The sequence below is a fragment of the Rothia sp. HMSC068F09 genome (assembly GCF_001812775.1).
GTDB lineage: Bacteria > Actinomycetota > Actinomycetes > Actinomycetales > Micrococcaceae > Rothia > Rothia mucilaginosa_A.
Map to the genome: position 1 here is coordinate 70,560 of NZ_KV810424.1, position 18,210 is coordinate 88,769.

At 62.9% G+C, this 18,210-nt stretch carries 13 protein-coding genes; 1 reads left to right on the top strand and 12 read right to left on the bottom strand.

From position 1 onward, the window contains the following. Nucleotides 1–14: 14 nt before the first annotated feature. From HMPREF2874_RS04210 to HMPREF2874_RS04230, 5 genes are all read right to left on the bottom strand, one after another. Nucleotides 15–275 (bottom strand): hypothetical protein, encoded by a 261-nt coding sequence (locus tag HMPREF2874_RS04210; RefSeq protein WP_049347487.1) that lies wholly within the window; start codon nucleotides 273–275, stop codon nucleotides 15–17. A 28-nt stretch (nucleotides 276–303) separates the two neighbouring features. After that, complete coding sequence (locus tag HMPREF2874_RS04215; RefSeq protein WP_141754214.1) at nucleotides 304–816, bottom strand: hypothetical protein; 513 nt, start codon at nucleotides 814–816, stop codon at nucleotides 304–306. Between the two features lie 59 nt (nucleotides 817–875). Then, nucleotides 876–2,189 carry an MraY family glycosyltransferase gene (locus HMPREF2874_RS04220; protein ID WP_070649050.1) on the bottom strand — a complete coding sequence of 438 codons (1,314 nt, stop codon included), beginning with the start codon at nucleotides 2,187–2,189 and terminating at the stop codon, nucleotides 876–878. Between the two features lie 108 nt (nucleotides 2,190–2,297). Next, nucleotides 2,298–4,256 carry a polysaccharide biosynthesis protein gene (locus tag HMPREF2874_RS04225; protein ID WP_049347169.1) on the bottom strand — a complete coding sequence of 653 codons (1,959 nt, stop codon included), beginning with the start codon at nucleotides 4,254–4,256 and terminating at the stop codon, nucleotides 2,298–2,300. Beyond that, nucleotides 4,256–6,232, bottom strand: coding sequence for a glycosyltransferase (locus HMPREF2874_RS04230; protein ID WP_070649051.1), 1,977 nt, complete (start codon nucleotides 6,230–6,232; stop codon nucleotides 4,256–4,258). Before HMPREF2874_RS04230 ends, HMPREF2874_RS04225 begins: the two co-directional genes overlap by 1 nt. 531 nt (nucleotides 6,233–6,763) lie before the next feature. Here HMPREF2874_RS04230 and HMPREF2874_RS04235 point away from each other — a divergent pair. Next, nucleotides 6,764–7,765 (top strand): NAD-dependent epimerase/dehydratase family protein, encoded by a 1,002-nt coding sequence (locus tag HMPREF2874_RS04235; protein ID WP_049333680.1) that lies wholly within the window; start codon nucleotides 6,764–6,766, stop codon nucleotides 7,763–7,765. A gap of 127 nt (nucleotides 7,766–7,892) precedes the next feature. Here the strand turns inward: HMPREF2874_RS04235 and HMPREF2874_RS04240 are convergent, their stop codons facing one another. The 7 genes from HMPREF2874_RS04240 to thrC all read right to left on the bottom strand — a co-directional run bounded on the left by HMPREF2874_RS04240 (nucleotide 7,893) and on the right by thrC (nucleotide 18,080). Next, nucleotides 7,893–9,083, bottom strand: a complete 1,191-nt coding sequence (locus tag HMPREF2874_RS04240) for an L-threonylcarbamoyladenylate synthase (protein ID WP_070649052.1) — start codon at nucleotides 9,081–9,083, stop codon at nucleotides 7,893–7,895. Nucleotides 9,084–9,250: 167 nt separating this feature from the next. After that, nucleotides 9,251–10,153 carry a peptide chain release factor N(5)-glutamine methyltransferase gene (gene prmC, locus HMPREF2874_RS04245; RefSeq protein WP_070649053.1) on the bottom strand — a complete coding sequence of 301 codons (903 nt, stop codon included), beginning with the start codon at nucleotides 10,151–10,153 and terminating at the stop codon, nucleotides 9,251–9,253. Nucleotides 10,154–10,197: 44 nt separating this feature from the next. Further along, a complete protein-coding gene (locus HMPREF2874_RS09325; protein ID WP_070649054.1) occupies nucleotides 10,198–11,472 on the bottom strand; it encodes a hypothetical protein in 1,275 nt (424 codons plus the stop codon). A gap of 493 nt (nucleotides 11,473–11,965) precedes the next feature. Continuing rightward, complete coding sequence (prfA, locus tag HMPREF2874_RS04255) at nucleotides 11,966–13,048, bottom strand: peptide chain release factor 1 (RefSeq protein WP_049363905.1); 1,083 nt, start codon at nucleotides 13,046–13,048, stop codon at nucleotides 11,966–11,968. A 151-nt stretch (nucleotides 13,049–13,199) separates the two neighbouring features. Continuing rightward, the gene (rho, locus tag HMPREF2874_RS04260) at nucleotides 13,200–15,359 is read right to left on the bottom strand and encodes a transcription termination factor Rho (protein WP_070649055.1); all 2,160 of its coding nucleotides are present in this window, start codon (nucleotides 15,357–15,359) and stop codon (nucleotides 13,200–13,202) included. A gap of 487 nt (nucleotides 15,360–15,846) precedes the next feature. After that, nucleotides 15,847–16,815 carry a homoserine kinase gene (gene thrB, locus HMPREF2874_RS04265; protein ID WP_070649112.1) on the bottom strand — a complete coding sequence of 323 codons (969 nt, stop codon included), beginning with the start codon at nucleotides 16,813–16,815 and terminating at the stop codon, nucleotides 15,847–15,849. Nucleotides 16,816–16,979: 164 nt separating this feature from the next. Continuing rightward, nucleotides 16,980–18,080 (bottom strand): threonine synthase, encoded by a 1,101-nt coding sequence (gene thrC / locus HMPREF2874_RS04270; RefSeq protein WP_049343660.1) that lies wholly within the window; start codon nucleotides 18,078–18,080, stop codon nucleotides 16,980–16,982. Nucleotides 18,081–18,210: the final 130 nt, after the last annotated feature.

The window sequence follows — 18,210 nt, forward strand, 5'->3', positions numbered from 1 at the left end:
CCGCGTTCAATGACCTAACGGTCTTTATTCTGCCTGGTCATGTGGGTAAAGACGAGGGTCAAACCTCCAATAGCGCCAATCAAGACGCCAACCCACACCAGCCAGGTGGTGGAGAAGACCAGGTCACCGAGGTAACCGATGCCTCCCCACACTGCTACACCGATGATCAGATAGAGAATCGACATGACTGCACCGGAGAGACCTCCGTCAGATACCAATTCTCCGGTGGTGCGGAGCTTTTTATCTCCGTCCCACCACTTCTTCTCTTCGGCCAAACGTTTTTCCTTTCAAACACCGATCGTGTTACCGACCATGGTCTTCCGAGTCGGTGTCGAAGTACAAAATTCTCAGTCGTGCGATGCTAACTGTTTCAATAACAATCCACAGAATCACGCCGGTACATGCGCCTGCGAGAGTCCAACCGTGCCTCAGATTCTCGGGGAACGGCACAAACATCAATACCAGACCGAGCAGAGCAATCTTCACGAGGTAGCTCACCACCAGCGATTTGGGTACACCCCAGTCGAAAATGGGAGCAACCAACATAACCAATACGCCCAGAGTGAAGCATATATAGATTATCAGAAAGCCCAATGTTATTCCTAGCGCGCCCACGGGGCCCGCAAACAGGTACGCACTCATCATACCGCCCAACCAAGCCAGCAGAGAGTAAGCCGATACCCTGTAGAACAAAAATTTCCAGGAAAGCTCTTGACTCTCGTAAGAAGATGCCCTCAGTCCTACCCGGGCACGCTCTCGGCGACGTTCCCGCTGCTTCTTGCGTTCAACGGGTGGATACCACAGAACATCTGCCATGCGCTTCCAGGCAGGCTCTGCTACAGCTTCCGTTTGGGGTTGTGGCGACCTAGACACCATTAGTGTTTCTCCCCACGGTTCTGTTGGGACTGAGTTGAAGAAGAGTGCTCATTAGAAGGCTGCTCCGCGCGATCTTTCACCGAGTCCGGAATGATGGGCGCGGGATGCAGGGAGGTCGGCTCCACACGCTCCGGGGTTGCGGGAACACCGGTCGCCGAAGAAGAGGAGGTGCCCTGACCCGCCTTCTTCGGGGCTGCCGGTTGCTCCGCGGGAGAAGCCGACGAGGGGGTACCGGCCTTGGCAGAGGAGCCGCCCTTCGCTGCCTTCGTCAGGTCAATCGTTGAGTTGGGGGCTTCGCCGCCAAAAAGCTGCGGCATGCGCAGGTACACTGCCAGCACGGCGAGCGCCACAAGCACCACGCCGAGGGCGGCGAAAGCGGCGCCCGAGGTGTACAGATCCGAGGCAAAGGCCAGCAGGACCCACACCAAAATCGTCACGCCCGTGACCACTGCGGTCGATCCCAGGTGGCTGAAGCCGACGTCCGTCAGGCGCTGATATACGTGAGTGCGGTGCGGCTTGTACCACTGCTCCCCCGCCATGAAGCGGCGAAAGAGGGTCGTACCGGCATCGGCCAGGTAGGTGACGAGAGGAGCGAAGGCCAGCAGCACCGGAACGTCAGCAAACCAGGCGCCCACCGCCAGAGTGCCCAGGGCCGTACCCAGCACGTAGGAACCGGCATCCCCCAGAAAGACGTTCTTGCCCGGGCGCACGTTCCACGGCAGAAACGCCAGGTACGCGCCGGCCACCGCCACACCCCCCATAGCCAGCCAGGGCAGGTTGACCATCCAACCGGTCAGCGCGTACGCCAAACCGGCCACCAGGCCGTGAGCACCCGAGATGCCGTTGATGCCGTCCATAAAGTTGGCCACGTTAATGTAGCCCGCGATGAACACGGCACCAACCACCACCAGCAGCGGGTTGGTACCCTGAACCGTCGCGAAACTGACGCTCACCAGCACACCGATGACCAGCTGCAGGGCAGCGCGACGAACGATACTCACGCCGCGAATATCTTCGAGCCAGCCCAGGGCCAGGGAGAAAAGCATGGCGGCGGCAATCGTGATGGCCAGCTGCAGGGACTCGGCGGAGCGGTAGGTCCAGCCCAGCAGGGTCGCCACGAGGAAAGCCAGCAGGGTCGCCGCGGCCGTCGCCAGGCCCATGCCGCGGTAGGTCGGCGTGGTGTGCGAGGACCGTTCGTTGGGGATGTCCACCATGTTGTAGCGATGCAGAATCGGACGCACCGCAAAGGGCAGGAGGGCACCGGCAATCACCGCAAGAACGAAAATGCTCGTTAGCTCGGGAAAGGAGGTCATGATGGCTCCGGGTCGTACTGTCTCGTGAATGTGTTTATCGTATGGCTCCGCCGACCCCGGGGCGCCGGGAAGACGCTCCGATAGGGGCGGCGTCGAAGAGCCGGTCGGTTAGAAGGTCTGCGCGTTCTCCAGGGTGCGCGGATCGGGCGCGCGCTCCAGGCCGTGGCGTTCGTAGCCGCTGTGCTCGCGGTAGTTCTGAATCCACAGCTCGTAATCCAGCTCGTCCGGGTTCAAGGCCGGCGCGCTCGAGCGTGAAATGTAGCGGTTCTCCTCGCTGGGCACGAGCTTCTCCGTATCGCCGAAGAGCGTCTCGTCTAGCTTCTCGCCCTTGCGCAGGCCAATCTCCTTGATTTCAACGTCGTAGCGTTCGTAGGCCTGGCGCATCGCCTTGGCCACGTCCAGGATCTTGACCGGCTGGCCCATGTCCAGCACCATGACCTCGCCCGGACGGCCAATTGCACCGGCCAGCATCACGAGCAGGCAGGCATCCGCGATGAGCATGAAGTAGCGGGTCGCGCGCTTATCGGTCAGGGTAATCGGGCCGCCCGAGAGAATCTGCTTGGTGAAGAGCGGCTTAATCGAGCCGCGCGAACCAAACACGTTGCCGAACCGCACCGACACGTAGGTGTTGCCGGTCTTCTCGCCAAAGTACGCGGTCAGGCGCTCCGCCACGCGCTTGGACTGGCCCAGGGCCGTCTTCGGGTCCGCCGCCTTATCGGTCGAGACGTTCACGAAGGTCTTCACGCCCACGGCCTCGGCGGCACGCAGCACGTTCAGGGTGCCCAGGGAGTTCGTCTTCCAGGCCTCCTGCGGGTAGGCCTCCAGCGCCGACACGTGCTTCAGCGCGGCGGCGTGGAACACCACCTCGGGGCGGCGCTCCCGGAAAATCTCCAGCAGGGTATCGCCCTCGCGAATATCCGCGAGGATGATGCGGTCGTCGTCCAGGCTTGACTCGTGCGTAATCGACACCTTGGTGTCCATCAGCAGAGTCTCGTCGTGGTCGAGCATCATCAGGGTCTCGGGCTCAAATTCGCTAATCTGGCGGCAGAGCTCAGAACCAATCGAACCGCCAGCACCCGTCACCAGAACGCGCTTGCCGTGCAGGTACGAACGGAGGATATCGCGATCGATATCGTAGTTAATCTCACCGCGGATTACGCGCATCAGGTCGTTATCGCTCGCGTTCACCAGGCGCTCACCCATCAGGCGGGCGTTCGCGCTGCTGATACGCTGCACCTCAACCTTCAGGCGACGCATGCGCTCGCAGAAGGCCTCAAAATAGTCCTCCGGCATATCGGAAATCGTGACGATCACCTTGTGAGTGCCCGATTCGCGAATCGCTCGCTCAAGCTCGCGGTAGGTCGTAATCACCTGGATACCGTGGAACTTAGTGCCGGCCTTCAGCGGGTCATCGTCGAAGACCGCCACGGGGCGCAGCTTCGCCTCCTCATCGTGCAGCATGGAATCCATCACCATGCCGCCGATGAAACCGGCGCCGTACACGATCACCGGTTCGCCCGTCAGCTCACGCACCGCGCCGCGCTCGGTATAGACGCGCTTGGCCATGCGGGCACCGGCCATCATAATCAGGCTGAACGCCGCGGCAATCGCGGGCACACTGTGCGGAATGTGCGGCAGGCCAACAAGCTCATCCACAAAGGAGAAACCGGTCAGCACCACGCCCGTGCTCAGCGCCGCCGCCGCGGCGCGCCACGACTCGTCAAAGGATCCGTAGGAGTACACGCCGTTATAAATCTTGGCTGCCGCCAAACCGAAAATCAGCTGTAGCAGCACCGCCCCGGCGGCCGTAATCGTCAGCGAAATGGGGTGGATGATGTCAAACACCGAGCCATTGCTAAGTAGCACGCTATAGCGCAGCATGTACGCGAACAGCACCGCAAGAACCCAGGCGCTCGAGTCAATCAGCGCCTGCGCAATCAGCCACCACGGCTTGCGCTCGTACAGACGATTCACCAGAACGGCTCCGGAATCGCCCTCCGTCATCAGCGTGCCGCGCTGAGCAGCACGTCGTACCGCCTCGTGGGCGTCAGATTTCAGCTGGGCCATTAAAAGCCTCCTTCAGATGCGGCACCGGTGAAACGGTCCGAAGATGAGCGAGTAGAGGATGCGCGTGCGGCCACGGTGGACAGCGCACGGAAAGCGTTGCGGCGCAGGGATTCGGGCACGAAGCGGTACACGCTGCGCACCGCCATGTTCTGCGCCCAGCGGGCCTTCGAAATGGCGTGGCCCGTGTACAGTCGGCGTTGAATCGCCCAGTCCTGCTTCCAGGCGTCCACTCCCCCGCGCTTCGTGTAGGCGCCGGCGCCCACGCGGTAGCGCACGAGAGGTGCGGGCAGGTTGCCCAGGCGGTAGCCGGCGTCGCGCAGGCGCATCCACAGCCACCAGTCCTCGGCACCGGGCACGTACTCGTAACCGCCGAGGGTCTGCACGGCGCTCTTACGGAATGCCACCGAGGGGTGGTAGATCGGGTTACGCGAATCCATGGCGCGGAGCAGTCGTTTGGGCTCGACGATGGCCTCGCGAACCGATTCGACCGCCGAGTTGTTCTCGTTGACCTCGAGCATGGCCGAACCGAGTAGCGCGTAGCCACCCGCGGCCAGGGCCGGAATCAGCTCGGCGAAGCGGGTGGGCTCGGAAATATCGTCAGAATCGGCGCGCGCCACCAGCTCGTAGCTGCAGGCCCGCAGACCCGCGTTCAGGGCCTCGGCCAAACCCACGTTCTGCGGTAGCTCCACGAGCTGAATCGGCGGGCAATCCAGGTTCTCAGCGCGGGCAACCCAGCGGTCCACCACGGCGCGCAGCTCGGGGGTGAGCGGACCGTCCAGAACCAGCACGAGCTCGGAGGGGCGCAGGGTCTGGTTCAGCAGATTCGATTCCAGCGCCTGTTCCAGGTACGCGGGGTTCTCCTTCGCGTACACGCTCATGAGCACCGAGAAGTCGGGGGCGGAGCTCACGCATCCGGCGGCCCCGGCGTTTCCAGTCGCGACCGGCGCGGGGTTCGAGGCCGGAACGCCGTAGCGCCCCGGGAAGGTCAGCGGGTAGATGCCCTCCAGCACCCGGCGGTTCGGGGCGGGCGGGCGCAGGCCGTCACGCAGACCGTTCAGGAAGTACCCCAGGTAGGTCCGGCGGTCGTCGGTACGAAGCAGGGTGGAGACCCACAGGCGGGCCGAAGAACCACCGTAGAGCAGCTTTTCCAGCGGGTTCAGGGTACGCGAGCGCGTAAACACCCACAGCTTATTGCGCACGTCGTTATAGAAGCGCGGGCCGGGGTTAGCGTTCGTCGTGCCGAAGGTCTTGGTGTGGTGCTTCGCCACCGAGGAAGGCACCGCAATGCCGTCGCGGTGGTGAATCAGGCGGGTCGAGAATTCGAAATCGTCGTTCCAGATGAAGAATTCGGCGATGGGCAAACCGCCGTTACGGCGGATGGCCTGCGCGTCCATGAGAATCGAGACGAAGGAGGCGCTACGAATCGGGCGGGCCCCCACCGCGAGGGCGTGGGCGTGACGCCGCTCCCCCGCCGCAAACATCGTGCGAGGGGTGTTCATGGGGTGGTCCTCACCGTTCGTCCATACCACGCGAGAGGCCACCACCGCGGGGCGTTCGGCGGGAACCTCGGAGTAGCCGAGCCACGCTTCAACGGCCTCGGCAAGGGTGTTTTCGGTTGGCTCGGTGTCATCATCCATGACCCACACAAGGTCGGGGTTGTGGCGTTCCAGGGCGCGGTCGATACCCACCGCGAAACCACCGGCGCCGCCCATGTTCTGCCGCAGGGTAATGCGGTCAACCGGCAGCTCGTACTCCAGGGAATCCAGGTATGCGGCGGTGTCATCGGTGGAAGCGTTATCGACGATGACCACGGCGACCGGGCGCATCCGGCCCGAGGCGATGCCCGCCAGGGTCTTGGGAAGCAAATCGCGGCGGTTGTAGGTTACGACCACCGCGACGGTGCGGGGTTCGTGCTGACCGTCATGTTCGGCGGGGTGCTGGACAGGCGCGGGTCGGTCGCTGTGCTGTTCTGCCATAGTGTTCTCCCTCCGCGGCGCCGAGGCACCTTATCCGTTCGACGTTGAGGTATATCCTTCTCCGTGCGGGGACCGGGTGTTTCGGCGGTGCCCGCGACGCTCATGAATGAGGATATAACTCTCCAAAGTGACCATTTTACCGGGGTCTTCATCTCGAGGTGAATCTTCCCCCACTAACGCACCCATTATGACGCATATTCAACCTCAACCGGTTGTTTTTTCGCATGTCGGACGGGGCCGAACCCGCAATAGTTCACCCTTCACCAGAGAGTGAATAACCTCTAAGGATTAGGTGGAGGCGCAGGTTACGAGCTGGTATTACGGCCCGCGACGAAGCAAGGTGCCATTCAGCCAATGTTTTCAAGGCTGTTTTCGATGGCTCCCCTGTGCCCGAGCTGTGCCCGTCGTGCGAAAAAGCGACCAAAAACCGGTCACCGCCCCAACAATTCACCATAACCGGTGCAAATATGCGAAAGTTGAAATGACCCTGTTTTTCCCCGCACCGACCGCGGGCTTTTGAGAGGTAAAGACATGTCCGAATCCAGGTGGAAAGTCATTGGCGCCAGCGGCTTTGTTGGTTCCGCCATCGTTGCGCGTCTGAACGCAGAGGGGATCAGCGTCGATCCCATTGAAGCGCCCCGCCTCGCCACCCGCTCCCTTGACGTAGACAGCATTATCGACGAGGCAGAACAGCTGGAGGGCATCATCGATTCCCTCGCAGAAGCCTTCGCCAGCGCGCAGGTCGTGGTGAACGCCGCCGGCCTCGCCGCCCCGAATATGCAGGACCTGCCCCCGCTCATGGGCGCGAACGCCCTGCTGCCGGCTGTCATCGCGATTGCCGCCCAGCGCACCGGCGTGCGCCGCGTCATTCATCTCTCCTCCGCCGCGGTGCAGGGCCCCCGCCCCGTGCTCGACGCATCCGAGGAGACCGCCCCCTTTAGCGCCTACTCGTTCTCCAAGACCCTTGGCGAGGAAGCGCTGCTCGACCTGCAGGACTACTTCCTGGAGGAGCATCCCGAGAGCGCACCCGAGCTATGCATCCTGCGCGCAACCAGCGTTCAGGGTCGCGGCCGCCGCACGACCGAGCTCTTTGCCAAGATGGCCTCCTCCCCCTTCGCATCGGTGGCCGGTGCGGGCCAGGGTAAGTCCCCCGTCTCCAGCGTGTACGCGCTGGCCGAGTTCGTGGTGATGCTCGGAACCTTCCCCGGCGAGCTGCCCACCATCGTGCTGCAGCCCTGGGAAGGCGCAACCGTCGCCTCCGCATCGCTGGATGCGGGCCGCCGCAAGCCCCATCACCTGCCCGAGTGGCTCTGCCGCGCGGCCATCAAGGCCGGCTACAAGGTATCTGAGCTCATGAACGATAGGTTCTCCGGCTCCGTGCGTAAGGTCGAGGTCATGTGGTTCGGTCAGGGTATTGACGATTCCTGGGCCCGCAAGAACAACCTGCTACCCACCCCGCGCGTGCGCGAGGTGTTGCGCACCGCCCACACGGCACTGGGTAAGAAGAAGGATCGCCGCTTCGCCAATAGCTAGGTGGCGCCGCCTCCGGCGAGAAAGCAGCCTAACGCGCGCGAGATAGCATAAGGGAACGCCCGATACATCTGTTGATATATCGGGCGTTCCCTTAAGTTTTACTCCTGCGTTTTAACCGTGGCCGGGCCTACAGGTGATCCTCGGCGGCTTCCGGGGCCTCAGTCTTAGCATCAGCCTCGACCTTGGCTTCAGGTTCGGTCTTCTTCTGCTCAGCCTTCGCTTCAGTCTTCGGGGCGGCGGGTGCCTCGCCAAAGACCAGGGCGCGGGCAGTATCGGCAGGGACGGGCTGAACCCGCGGCTCATCCGCGCGAATCGGCTTGGGAGTGTTGTCGCGGTAGCCGCGCGAGCGCTCCTGGTCCACCGAGCTGATGCCGAAGCCCGAACCCAGCGCGCTCGTAGCGCCCAGCAGGGAGGCGGCAATCGAACCAGCCGCGGGTGCCTCGGCGCGGCGGGCGGGTTCGCCGCTCACCGTGTGGGTACTGTCCCACTGCTCGTAGGCTTCGTCCAGGCCCTCCTGCTCGTCCAGCGCCTGCTGGGAGGCGTCCGAGGTGTTCGACGCGCTCTGCGATGAGGCCTGCGCCTCCTCAACCTTGCGGGCCGCCTGTTCGTCGGCCTCGGCGCGGGTCAGAATCGAGGGGATCACCTCGCGGAGCTCCTCAACGGGAATCGCGCCCTCGCGCACCACCACGTAGGGAAACGAGGTGCAGTCCAGGATGGTCGAGGGAGCCGGCTCGCGTTCGGTCACCACCGTGACGCCGTCCTCGTTGGGCTCTGATTCGTGCGGCTTCGGGCGGGGGCCACCGTCAATAATCACCGCGACGTCCTCGCCCAGGGAGTCCATGGCGGCCTGGGCGGTCGCGGCAGCCTCCTGGCCGGTCTTGTTAGCGCTCGAGACGGCCAGCGGGCCGTGCTCGGTCAGCAGCTTCAGGGCAAACTCGTCGTCGGGAACACGCACCGCGACGGTGCCTCGGGTCTCGCCCAGGTCCCAGCTCAGCGAGGGGTAGGCGTGAAGAATGATGGTCAGCGCGCCGGGCCAGAAACGGTAGCCCAGATCGTAGATGTCGTCCGGAACGTCGTCCACCACGCCGGCGAGCGCCGCAATATCAAAGATGAGTACGGGCGGCGGCATGGTGCGGTCGCGGCCCTTATCTGCCAGCAGTTTGGCAACGCCCTGATGCGAGAAGGCATCGGCGGCAATACCGTAGACGGTATCGGTGGGCATCACAATCGTGTCGTGCGCCTTGAGGGCCTCGCGGGCGGCGTCCAGCGCCTCGCGGGTCTCGGTTTCAGTCGTTACGGGGTACAGCTTTGCAGTCACGGGTTATATTGTCTCACGTTTTATGGATTGCGGCGATACGCCGGGGAGGGTGCGCGTCACGGGGTTGACGCGTCGCGCCTCGTCGGCGGCTGATGCGACGGTTAGGATGCGCGGCGGCTCCGTTCGGTGGCCCCGCCCGGCTCGGAGGCTAGGAGTCGGCCCCGATGCTAGGAGCCTGCGGCGGCAGGTTTGTAGCCCGCGCTGTGCCGGGGCCTGCCATTCAGGTCCCGTACCGGGTAGCACCGTTCGAAGCCAACGCGCGCCAGGAGCTCAGCGACGGCTTCTTCCTGGGTGTCGTCGTGCTCCATCATGAAGAAGCCTCCGGGGGCCAGCAGCTCGTAGGCGCGCGCGGCGATGGCGGAGGGCATCTGCATGCCGTCCGCTCCCCCGCCGTACAGCGCCATCTCCGGGTCGTGCAGGGCGGCCTCCGGGTCGGCGGGCACGTTCGCCGACGGAATGTACGGCGGGTTGGAGAGCACCGCGTCGAAGCGGCCAGCCAGCTCGGTGAGGGCGGTGAGGGCGTCCCCCTGCACCAGGTGCACGCCGAGCGACTCCAGGTTCTTGCGGGCGTAGGGGATGGCCTCTTCGGAGAGCTCCACCGCGAAGACTTGGGCGTTCGGCAATTCGCTCTTGACCGCCGCCGCAATGGCGCCGGACCCTGTGCACAGGTCGACGATGCGCAACTGACCGGTCGCCGACTCGGCGCGTGCGCTCAGCACCTTGAGGGCTTCTTCGACGAGCAGTTCCGTTTCGGGCCGGGGTACGAATACGCCCGGCCCAACGGACAGCTCCAGGTGATGGAAGGGGGCACACCCGGTGATGTGCTGCAGCGGCTCGCGCGCGGCGCGACGGGCAACCAGCGCCTCGTACTCAGCGACCTGCGCAGGGGTGAGTCGCTCCCCTATAAGCAGGGCCCGCTGCAGCTCGGCCCGAGAACCACCGTGGAGCAGGTGCGCTGCGAGTAGCTCGGCGTCCACGCGGGGGCTGGGCACCTGCGCCAGGGCCGCGGTGGCGCGCGTCAGCACCTGCGCGAGTTCTTCCCCGCGCGGGTCGTGCACATTCACCGTCATGAGCTCTCCTTACGCTCTCTTCTACCTTTAGAAATTATCCCCTTTTAGGAATTACCCTCGGAGTCCTCATCCGATTCTTCCTCTGACTCTTCGACGGGCGCGCTATCGCAAGCCCCCAGCACAGTGACCATGCCGAGTTCGGAAGGTCGGAGCCTCGGCAGCGAACTCGAGTCGTCCTGATCGCTCAAGTGATCTTCTCGACGGAACTCGCCGCCGCGGCACGCAGGGCAACTAGAATCGCAAGATTCTTCACACTTCTCGCCGAAAACACCCACGCACTGATACTCCGGGGTCTCCTTGAGGAGCGCGATGCTCTCCCGCAGTAGCAACTCAAAGGGGCTGGGTTCTTCGAGGTAGCTATAAATGTCATTCGCGTGGAATTCCATACGGTCGGCAATCACTCGGGTTGCCATGCAAACCAGCTTCAAGTATTCGTCAGAATACTTACCCTGGTCTTCATACTTCTCGCGCAGGCTGTTCCGCCAGCCCTTCTTCATGAAGAAGTCCACGGTATCCACCAGGCAGAGAATCAGATGCGGCCCCTCCGCCTCCATGAATTCGGAAATAGCCGGCTTATTCAAGAAGTTCTTGTATATGCCATTCGGCCACGCACTCGATAAATGGACTTGGGGGTGTTCCCACCTCTCAAGATGAGAGAACCAGCCATAGTCGAGATCGTTATACTCGGGCGATTCGTACATTTTATCGAGCACATGTGCCACTTCAGCCGATACGGGGACTATATGGCAGTCTGCGTCCGCAAAGTTGACGGTGCGTTGACGGGTGTTCATAGGCCAGTTATGCATCGTCTCTATACGACTCAGCTGCTCGCGCATCTTGCTATGCATGTAGATACGGATACCGTGTTCAGGCACTACCACATGTTCGTAAATGGCCTTCGGAATCCAAGGAACGGCTCCGGTCAACACGTAGTTTCCCGCATGACACTGGACATCTCGACGCGGGTTAATGGGGGTTGCAACGGTTACTACAGTCTCATTGACCGGGGGTCCTAGGTAAAGAGCCTGCTTATCACATACCCCGCTTTCCTTAAAACGTCCCTCGGTATCGTGGTATCGAAGGTCGACCTTAAAAGGGTCGTGTTCTAGAACCGTGCCGCTAAATACGAACCGCCCGTCGCACTCAGTCACCCAGGGTTCGCCCAGGCGCGCATCATGTATCATCTTGGCGGTGAACTGGTCGCCATCTACGGTGTCCACTTCGAGGACCAGCAGCTCTGTTCCACCCTTACCATCGGTGTGATCCACAATTTGGGCAAGGATTCCGTCACCCGGTTGAAGCTGAACAATAACACCCATGTTCTTTGTCCTTTCTCAATCTACTTATAACGTTACACAATATCTAGCTATTTCATCTCTGGGCTCGTCATTGTGCCCCCCCCCCGATAGGGAGGGGCAGTACGGGGGCAGCAATATACCTGCAGGTAGCAGGCGTCACCATAGCTCTCGGCACTTCCCAAAGGGCGGGCTATACCCGCCATAGAAGGAAGTATCCCGAGATTTTTCGCTAGGGACACCCGTGCATATATACTCTTTCGTTTCCTTGAGCCGGGCTACGTTCTCCCGCAGCAACGCTAGCTACACCTCCAGGCTTAGCTACACCTCCAGTCTAGGGTGAAGCTTTCAAACGCGCGCGGCGTTTGGTCATTTACCACTCAGCACCCGGCGACAGACGCAAAAAGGCGCGCGAGTTCAGCATTCAAGCTAAACTCACGCGCCTATACCGGGCTGCTAACGCAAACCCAAAGCCACTAACGAGTGAAAGTTATACAGAACCTACTTCTGCACAGGGTTACTTCTGCTCCTGGCCCACCTGAGCGAGGCGGTGCGCCTCGTCCATCTCAATAGCGGACTGAACCACCGGCTCCAGGTCACCGTTCAGCACGGCGTCCAGGTTGTATGCCTTGTAGCCGGTACGGTGATCGGCGATGCGGTTCTCCGGGAAGTTGTACGTACGGATGCGCTCCGAACGGTCCATGGTGCGCACCTGCGAAGCACGGTGTGCCGCGTTCTCGGCGTCAATCTGCTCCTGCTGGTGAGCCAGCAGTCGCGCACGCAGCACGCGCATCGCGGCTTCACGGTTCTGCAGCTGAGACTTCTCGTTCTGCATCGCCACGACAATACCGGTCGGCAGGTGGGTAATACGCACCGCCGAGTCGGTGGTGTTCACCGACTGACCACCGGGGCCCGAAGAACGGTACACGTCAATCTTCAGGTCGTTCTGGTTAATCTCGATTTCCTCGGGCTCATCCACCTCGGGGAACACCAGCACACCGGCGGCGGAAGTGTGAATACGGCCCTGAGACTCGGTCGCCGGAACACGCTGCACGCGGTGCACGCCACCCTCGTACTTCAGGTGCGCCCACACGCCCTCGGCCGGCTCATTCGAGGAGCCCTTAATAGCAATCTGGGCGTCCTTGTAACCACCCACGTCGGTGCTGGTCGAAGAGATAATCTCGGTCTTCCAGCCCTTGTGCTCGGCGTAGCGCATGTACATGCGCAGCAGGTCACCCGCGAACAAGGCGGCCTCGTCACCACCGGCACCGGCCTTCACCTCGAGAATGACGTTGCGGCCATCGTCCGGGTCACGCGGAATCAGCAGGCGGCGCAACTTCTCCTGAGCTACCTCCAGCTCCTCCTCCAGGCCGGGCACCTCAGCGGCGAACTCCGGGTCCTCCTCGGCCATCTCGCGGGCGGCCTCGAGGTCGTCCTTGAGCGAGGTGTACTTGTTGTAGGCGGTCACGATACCGGTCAGCTCCGCGTAGCGGCGACCCACTCGGCGTGCCTTACCCTGGTTCGACTGCACGGCGGGATCGGCCAGCTGATTCTGCAGGTCAGCGTGCTCGTCCAGCAGAACCTGAATAGATTCAAACATTCTGTTCTCTCTTCCATCTCCCGCACTTTACGCCGCACGGGCGGGCACTAGAATTCGTCACTCCCCTGACGGGGCGCCTCGCTGGGAGGCACGGGTGAACGCCTCACGCGCCCCACCGTCGTACCGGGGTGGGGCGCGTGAAACACGGGTCTTAGTCGACCAGGCGCAGGCCGTTCTTCTGCACCGTGAGCAGGAACTCCACGTTGCTTTCGGTCTTGCGTAGCTGGTTGGTCAGAACGCCCAGGGCCTGCTCGGGCTCCATGCCGGCCAGGGCACGGCGCAGACCCCACATGATCTTGATTTCGTCCGGGGAGAGCAGGTTCTCTTCGCGGCGAGTACCGGAGGCGTTGATGTCCACGGCCGGGAAGATACGCTTGTCGGCCAACTGGCGGGACAGACGTAGCTCCATGTTACCGGTGCCCTTGAACTCTTCGAAGATCACTTCGTCCATCTTCGAGCCGGTCTCGACCAGGGCGGTAGCCAGAATGGTCAGCGAACCGCCCTCTTCGATGTTGCGGGCGGCACCGAAGAACTTCTTCGGCGGGTACAGCGCGGCGGAATCCACACCACCGGAGAGGATGCGGCCCGAGGCGGGTGCGGCCAGGTTGTAGGCGCGGCCCAGGCGGGTCATGGAGTCCAGCAGCACGACCACGTCGTAGCCCAGCTCCACCATGCGCTTAGCGCGCTCAATAGCCAGCTCGGCAACCGTGGTGTGGTCCTCGGCGGGGCGGTCGAAGGTCGAGGCGATAACCTCGCCCTTGACGGTGCGCTGCATGTCGGTCACTTCTTCAGGACGCTCGTCCACCAGGACCATCATCAGGTACACGTCCGGGTTGTTCACGGTAATCGCGTTCGCGATGGACTGCAGCATGAGGGTCTTACCGGCCTTCGGCGGCGAGACGATCAGACCACGCTGACCCTTACCAATCGGGGACACCAGGTCCACCACGCGGGTACCCAGCTTCTTCGGAGTGGTCTCCAGGCGCAGACGCTCCTTGGGGTAGAGCGGGGTCAGCTTGGAGAACACGCGGCGGTTAGCGGCCTCTTCAACGCTCTGACCGTTAATCGCCTCAACCTGAACCAGCGCGTTGAAGCGCTGGCGGCTGTTCGGCTCACCCTCGCGCGGCACGCGAATCGCGCCGAGCACGTGGTCGCCCTTACGCAGGTTGTACTTCTTCACCTGGGCCAGGGAGACGTACACATCGTTGGTGCCCGGCAGGTAGCCGGTGGTGCGCACGAATGCGTAGTTATCGAGGATGTCCAGCACACCCGAAATCGGTGCCAGCACATCGTCTTCGTTCAGGCGGGGCTCGTTCTCCTCGCGGCGGCGAGCCTGCTTCTCGGTGCGCTCGGCCTGACGGTCACGCTTGGAACGGCGCTCGGTACGCTCGGAGTTCTTACGCTCGGCACGCTCTGCGCGCTCGGCCTGACGGTCACGCTTGGAACGGCGCTCGGTACGCTCTGCGCGTTCGGTGCGTTCGCCGTCCTGATCGCGGCGACGCTCGCGGGTGCGGGTGCGCTTGGAGCTCTTCTCGCCGTCAACGGCGCCGAAGGTCATGTCCAGGGCGGCGTTCAGGCTGTCCAGGCTTGCGGTGCCATCGGCGGTGGATGCTTTCAGCTCGGAGGAGTTCGGAGCCGAATCGCCCGGCTCGGAACGCTCAGAGATACGCTCCGCGGCCAGCTCGGCGCGCACATCCAGCGGGGGAAGCTCTGCGGGCTTCTCGTCCTTGCGGCTACGGCGGGTGCGCTTCTCGGACTTCTCAGACTTTTCGCCCTTCTCCACCTTCTCGGAGGCCTCGGGGGCATCCTGACCCTCGGCGGCGCGGCGAGCGCGAGCACGCTTCTGAGCGGGGGTCTCATAACGCGAAGAGCGGGTGCGCTTCTCGGACTTCTCAGACTTTTCGGAGCCCTCGGACTCGCTCTTTTCTGCCTTCTCGGCCTGTGCCTCAGCGTCCTTCTGGACGCGGGTACGGCGGGTACGGCGAGTCTTCTGAACAGGCTCGGAGTCCTTCTCACCCTCGGCGGGAGCCTCAGCGGAGGCCTCGGCGGCCTTCTCCTCGGCCTTCGCGGTGGGCTTTTCGGAAGTCTTCTCGGCGGGGGTCTCGGCCTTCGGAGCGGCCGGGGCAGCTACGGCGCCACCACGCTGGTGCTCCTCCAGAGCCTGAACCAGCTCCGCCTTCTTCAGCTTCAGGTAGCCACGAATACCCAGCTGCTGAGCCAGGACGCGCAGCTGCGCGACCTTCAAATTTGCCAGTTCCGGCGCGGTCGATGCCGTGCCGAACTCATCGGTGACAACAATATTTTTTGCCAACTACAATTCCTTTGGTTGTAAGCCCTGAAAATCTTCAGAATAAAGATCGGGCGGGCGCTATAGCGCGGTCAAAGGTTCCTGCGCCGCCGCAGAACGCGGCGACCTGCACCTTCGACTCCCTCGAACCGCGCTGGAGGCGGTTCGCGTCTCTTACCGTACCCGCCGATTCAGACACGGCGAGCACACACGGAAGATAAGGCGCTCTATCATTATGCGTGCATCCCTCATTCATCGGACCCGCACCTGGGGCCGGCGGGTCAAGAATGAACGGTCGGGAGGGTTCAATCGCCGTGACCGAGACCGTACCTTCACGTCGGCACCCTGCGGGTGAGGCATTGTAGAAGGTAAGCTCCCCTCCGAGGCCCAACCGGGTACAAGGTCCGGAAAGGGGCGAAACGGGGTGAGGTACAGAACGTACCCGCGAGGAAGCGTCAATTACGGTCGTCGTCGAACGGCGGATAGAACCCGCGATAGGACGTTACACGTCCTACTGAGTAACTATAACACCTTCAGTATCAATTTCAAGAGGGAGCACGCGCCACTTCAGACGACGGTCCTCCACCTCGCTCGCGGGGCTCTGCGCCTCGAACTCGGCAATAGCCTCGGCGGCCTGCTGCACCTGCTCATCACCGCGGGCGAAGGTCAGGACGGTCGGGCCAGCACCCGAAATCACGGCGGCCAGGCCGCGCTCGCGCAGGAAGGCAACCAGGGCGGCCGACGGCTCCATGGCGGGAACACGGTAGCCCTGATGCAGGTAGTCCACCGTCGCATCCATCAGGTACTCGGGAGCATCCGAGAGCGAACGCACCAGCAGCGCGGAACGCGCCGAATTGGCGGCGGCCCGAGCGTGAGGAATCTCCGCGGGAATCAGGGAACGGGCCAGCTTCGTGGACACCTCGTAGTCGGGCACGGCCACGACCGGACGCACCTGCGGGTGCACCGGAATAATCAGGGAATGCCACTCCCCCAGCTGTCCCCAGGACACCGAGAGGTTACCGTAAATCGCCGGAGCCACGTTATCGGGGTGACCCTCCATATCGGAGGCGACCTGCAGCATACGCTCGCGGTCCAGGCGGTGCTCCTCGGGCAGCAGCGCGCTGGCGGCCGCCACGCCGGCAACAATCGCGGAGGCCGAAGAGCCCATGCCGCGCGAGTGCGGAATCTTGTTATCCGCAATCAGCTTCAGCGGGGGTAGATCCTCCAGGCCGGCCGCCTCAAAAGCCGCCTTCATGGCGCGAACCACCAGGTGGTTTTCGTTGCGCGGAACCTCGGCGCTACCCTCACCCGTCAGCTCAAATTCCAGGCCGGACTCGATGCGCTCAACCCTCAGCTCATCGTAGAATCCCAGGCCCAGGCCCAGGCTGTCGTAGCCGGGACCCAGATTGGCGCTCGTGGCGGGCACGCGCACGGTGACGGATGCGCCCACGGGAATATCAGAAAGGTTCAGGGAAGACATGTGAAGAGGTACCTCGCGATCGGTGACGGAGTGAGCGAGCGGGATGCTGATAATCCGCACATCCGCCATAACAATGGGTGGTGACGGGGTACGGAGACCCGCCATCATGCAGGTGCACCCCGCCCCGAAAACCGGGACGGAGTGCACCTCGTAGTACGACTAGGCTAGTGCAAATCGAGAATATTTGCCACAGCAACCACGTCGAAGGGAGCCTTGGTCGGCTCGACCTTCACGCCGTTCACGGCCTCCAGGGCCCACTGCGGGTCCTTCAGGCCGTGGCCGGTCACGGTGATGACGATGGTCTTACCCTCGGGTGCCTCACCCGCGCGGTGCTTCTTCAGCAGACCCGCCACACCGGCGGCCGAAGCAGGCTCCACGAACACGCCCTCGCGCGAGGACAGCCAGCGGTGCGCCTCCAGAATCTCCTCGTCGGTCACGGCCTCAATCACGCCGCCGGACTCGTCGCGGGCTGCCTCGGCCTTCTCCCACGAAGCGGGGTTACCGATGCGAATCGCAGTTGCGATGGTCTCGGGGTTCTCGATGGGGTGACCCGCCACGATCGGGGCGGCACCGGCGGCCTGGAAGCCCCACATGATCGGGCGCTTGGTGGCCACGGGCTCCAGCACCTCGCCGTCACGGTTGGTGTAGGGCTCGGAGTACTCCTTGTAGCCCTTCCAGTACGCGGTGATGTTACCGGCGTTGCCAACCGGCAGCAGGTGGTAATCGGGGGCGTCACCCAGGGTGTCAACAACCTCAAAGGAACCGGTCTTCTGACCCTCGATACGGTAGGGGTTCACCGAGTTCACCAGGAACACGGGGTAGTTCTCGCTGAGCTTGCGAGCAATCTCAAGGCAGTTGTCGAAGTTGCCGTCAATCTGAATGATGTCGGCACCGTGAGCAATCGCCTGGGAGAGCTTACCCATAGAAATCTTGCCGTCCGGAACCAGCACGGCACAGCGCAGGCCGGCCTGCAGCGCGTAGGCTGCGGCGGAAGCGGAAGTGTTACCGGTCGAAGCACACACAACAGCCTTCGCACCGTCACGCTTAGCGGCGGTCATGGCGCTGGTCATGCCGCGGTCCTTGAAGGAACCGGTCGGGTTCATACCCTCGAACTTCAGGTAAACGGTGTTGCCGGTCTCGGCGGACAGCGCCGGGGCGTGAATCAGCGGGGTACCACCCTCACCCAGAGTCACGACCTGAACGTCCTCACCGAAGGGCAGACGGTCACGGTATTCCTTGATAACGCCCTGCCACACGTGTGCCATTGGCTTCTCCTTTAATCTTGAGGCGCACCGCCCGTCGGGGTCCTGTGACCCCGGTAGCGGGTACGCGGGTTCGTCAGTGAGCGAGGGGCCTCGCGGGTTGCCCTCGCAGGTTTAGTGCGGCGCATCAGGC

What these genes read in the sequence shown, in the direction of transcription:
- HMPREF2874_RS04235 (WP_049333680.1), top strand. Translation starts at nt 6,764, where the DNA reads ATGTCCGAATCCAGGTGGAAAGTCATTGGCGCCAGCGGCTTTGTTGGT.
- thrB (WP_070649112.1), bottom strand. Translation starts at nt 16,815, where the DNA reads ATGTCTTCCCTGAACCTTTCTGATATTCCCGTGGGCGCATCCGTCACC.
- thrC (WP_049343660.1), bottom strand. Translation starts at nt 18,080, where the DNA reads ATGGCACACGTGTGGCAGGGCGTTATCAAGGAATACCGTGACCGTCTG.
- prmC (WP_070649053.1), bottom strand. Translation starts at nt 10,153, where the DNA reads ATGACGGTGAATGTGCACGACCCGCGCGGGGAAGAACTCGCGCAGGTG.
- prfA (WP_049363905.1), bottom strand. Translation starts at nt 13,048, where the DNA reads ATGTTTGAATCTATTCAGGTTCTGCTGGACGAGCACGCTGACCTGCAG.
- HMPREF2874_RS09325 (WP_070649054.1), bottom strand. Translation starts at nt 11,472, where the DNA reads ATGGGTGTTATTGTTCAGCTTCAACCGGGTGACGGAATCCTTGCCCAA.
- HMPREF2874_RS04230 (WP_070649051.1), bottom strand. Translation starts at nt 6,232, where the DNA reads ATGGCAGAACAGCACAGCGACCGACCCGCGCCTGTCCAGCACCCCGCC.
- HMPREF2874_RS04225 (WP_049347169.1), bottom strand. Translation starts at nt 4,256, where the DNA reads ATGGCCCAGCTGAAATCTGACGCCCACGAGGCGGTACGACGTGCTGCT.
- HMPREF2874_RS04220 (WP_070649050.1), bottom strand. Translation starts at nt 2,189, where the DNA reads ATGACCTCCTTTCCCGAGCTAACGAGCATTTTCGTTCTTGCGGTGATT.
- HMPREF2874_RS04215 (WP_141754214.1), bottom strand. Translation starts at nt 816, where the DNA reads ATGGCAGATGTTCTGTGGTATCCACCCGTTGAACGCAAGAAGCAGCGG.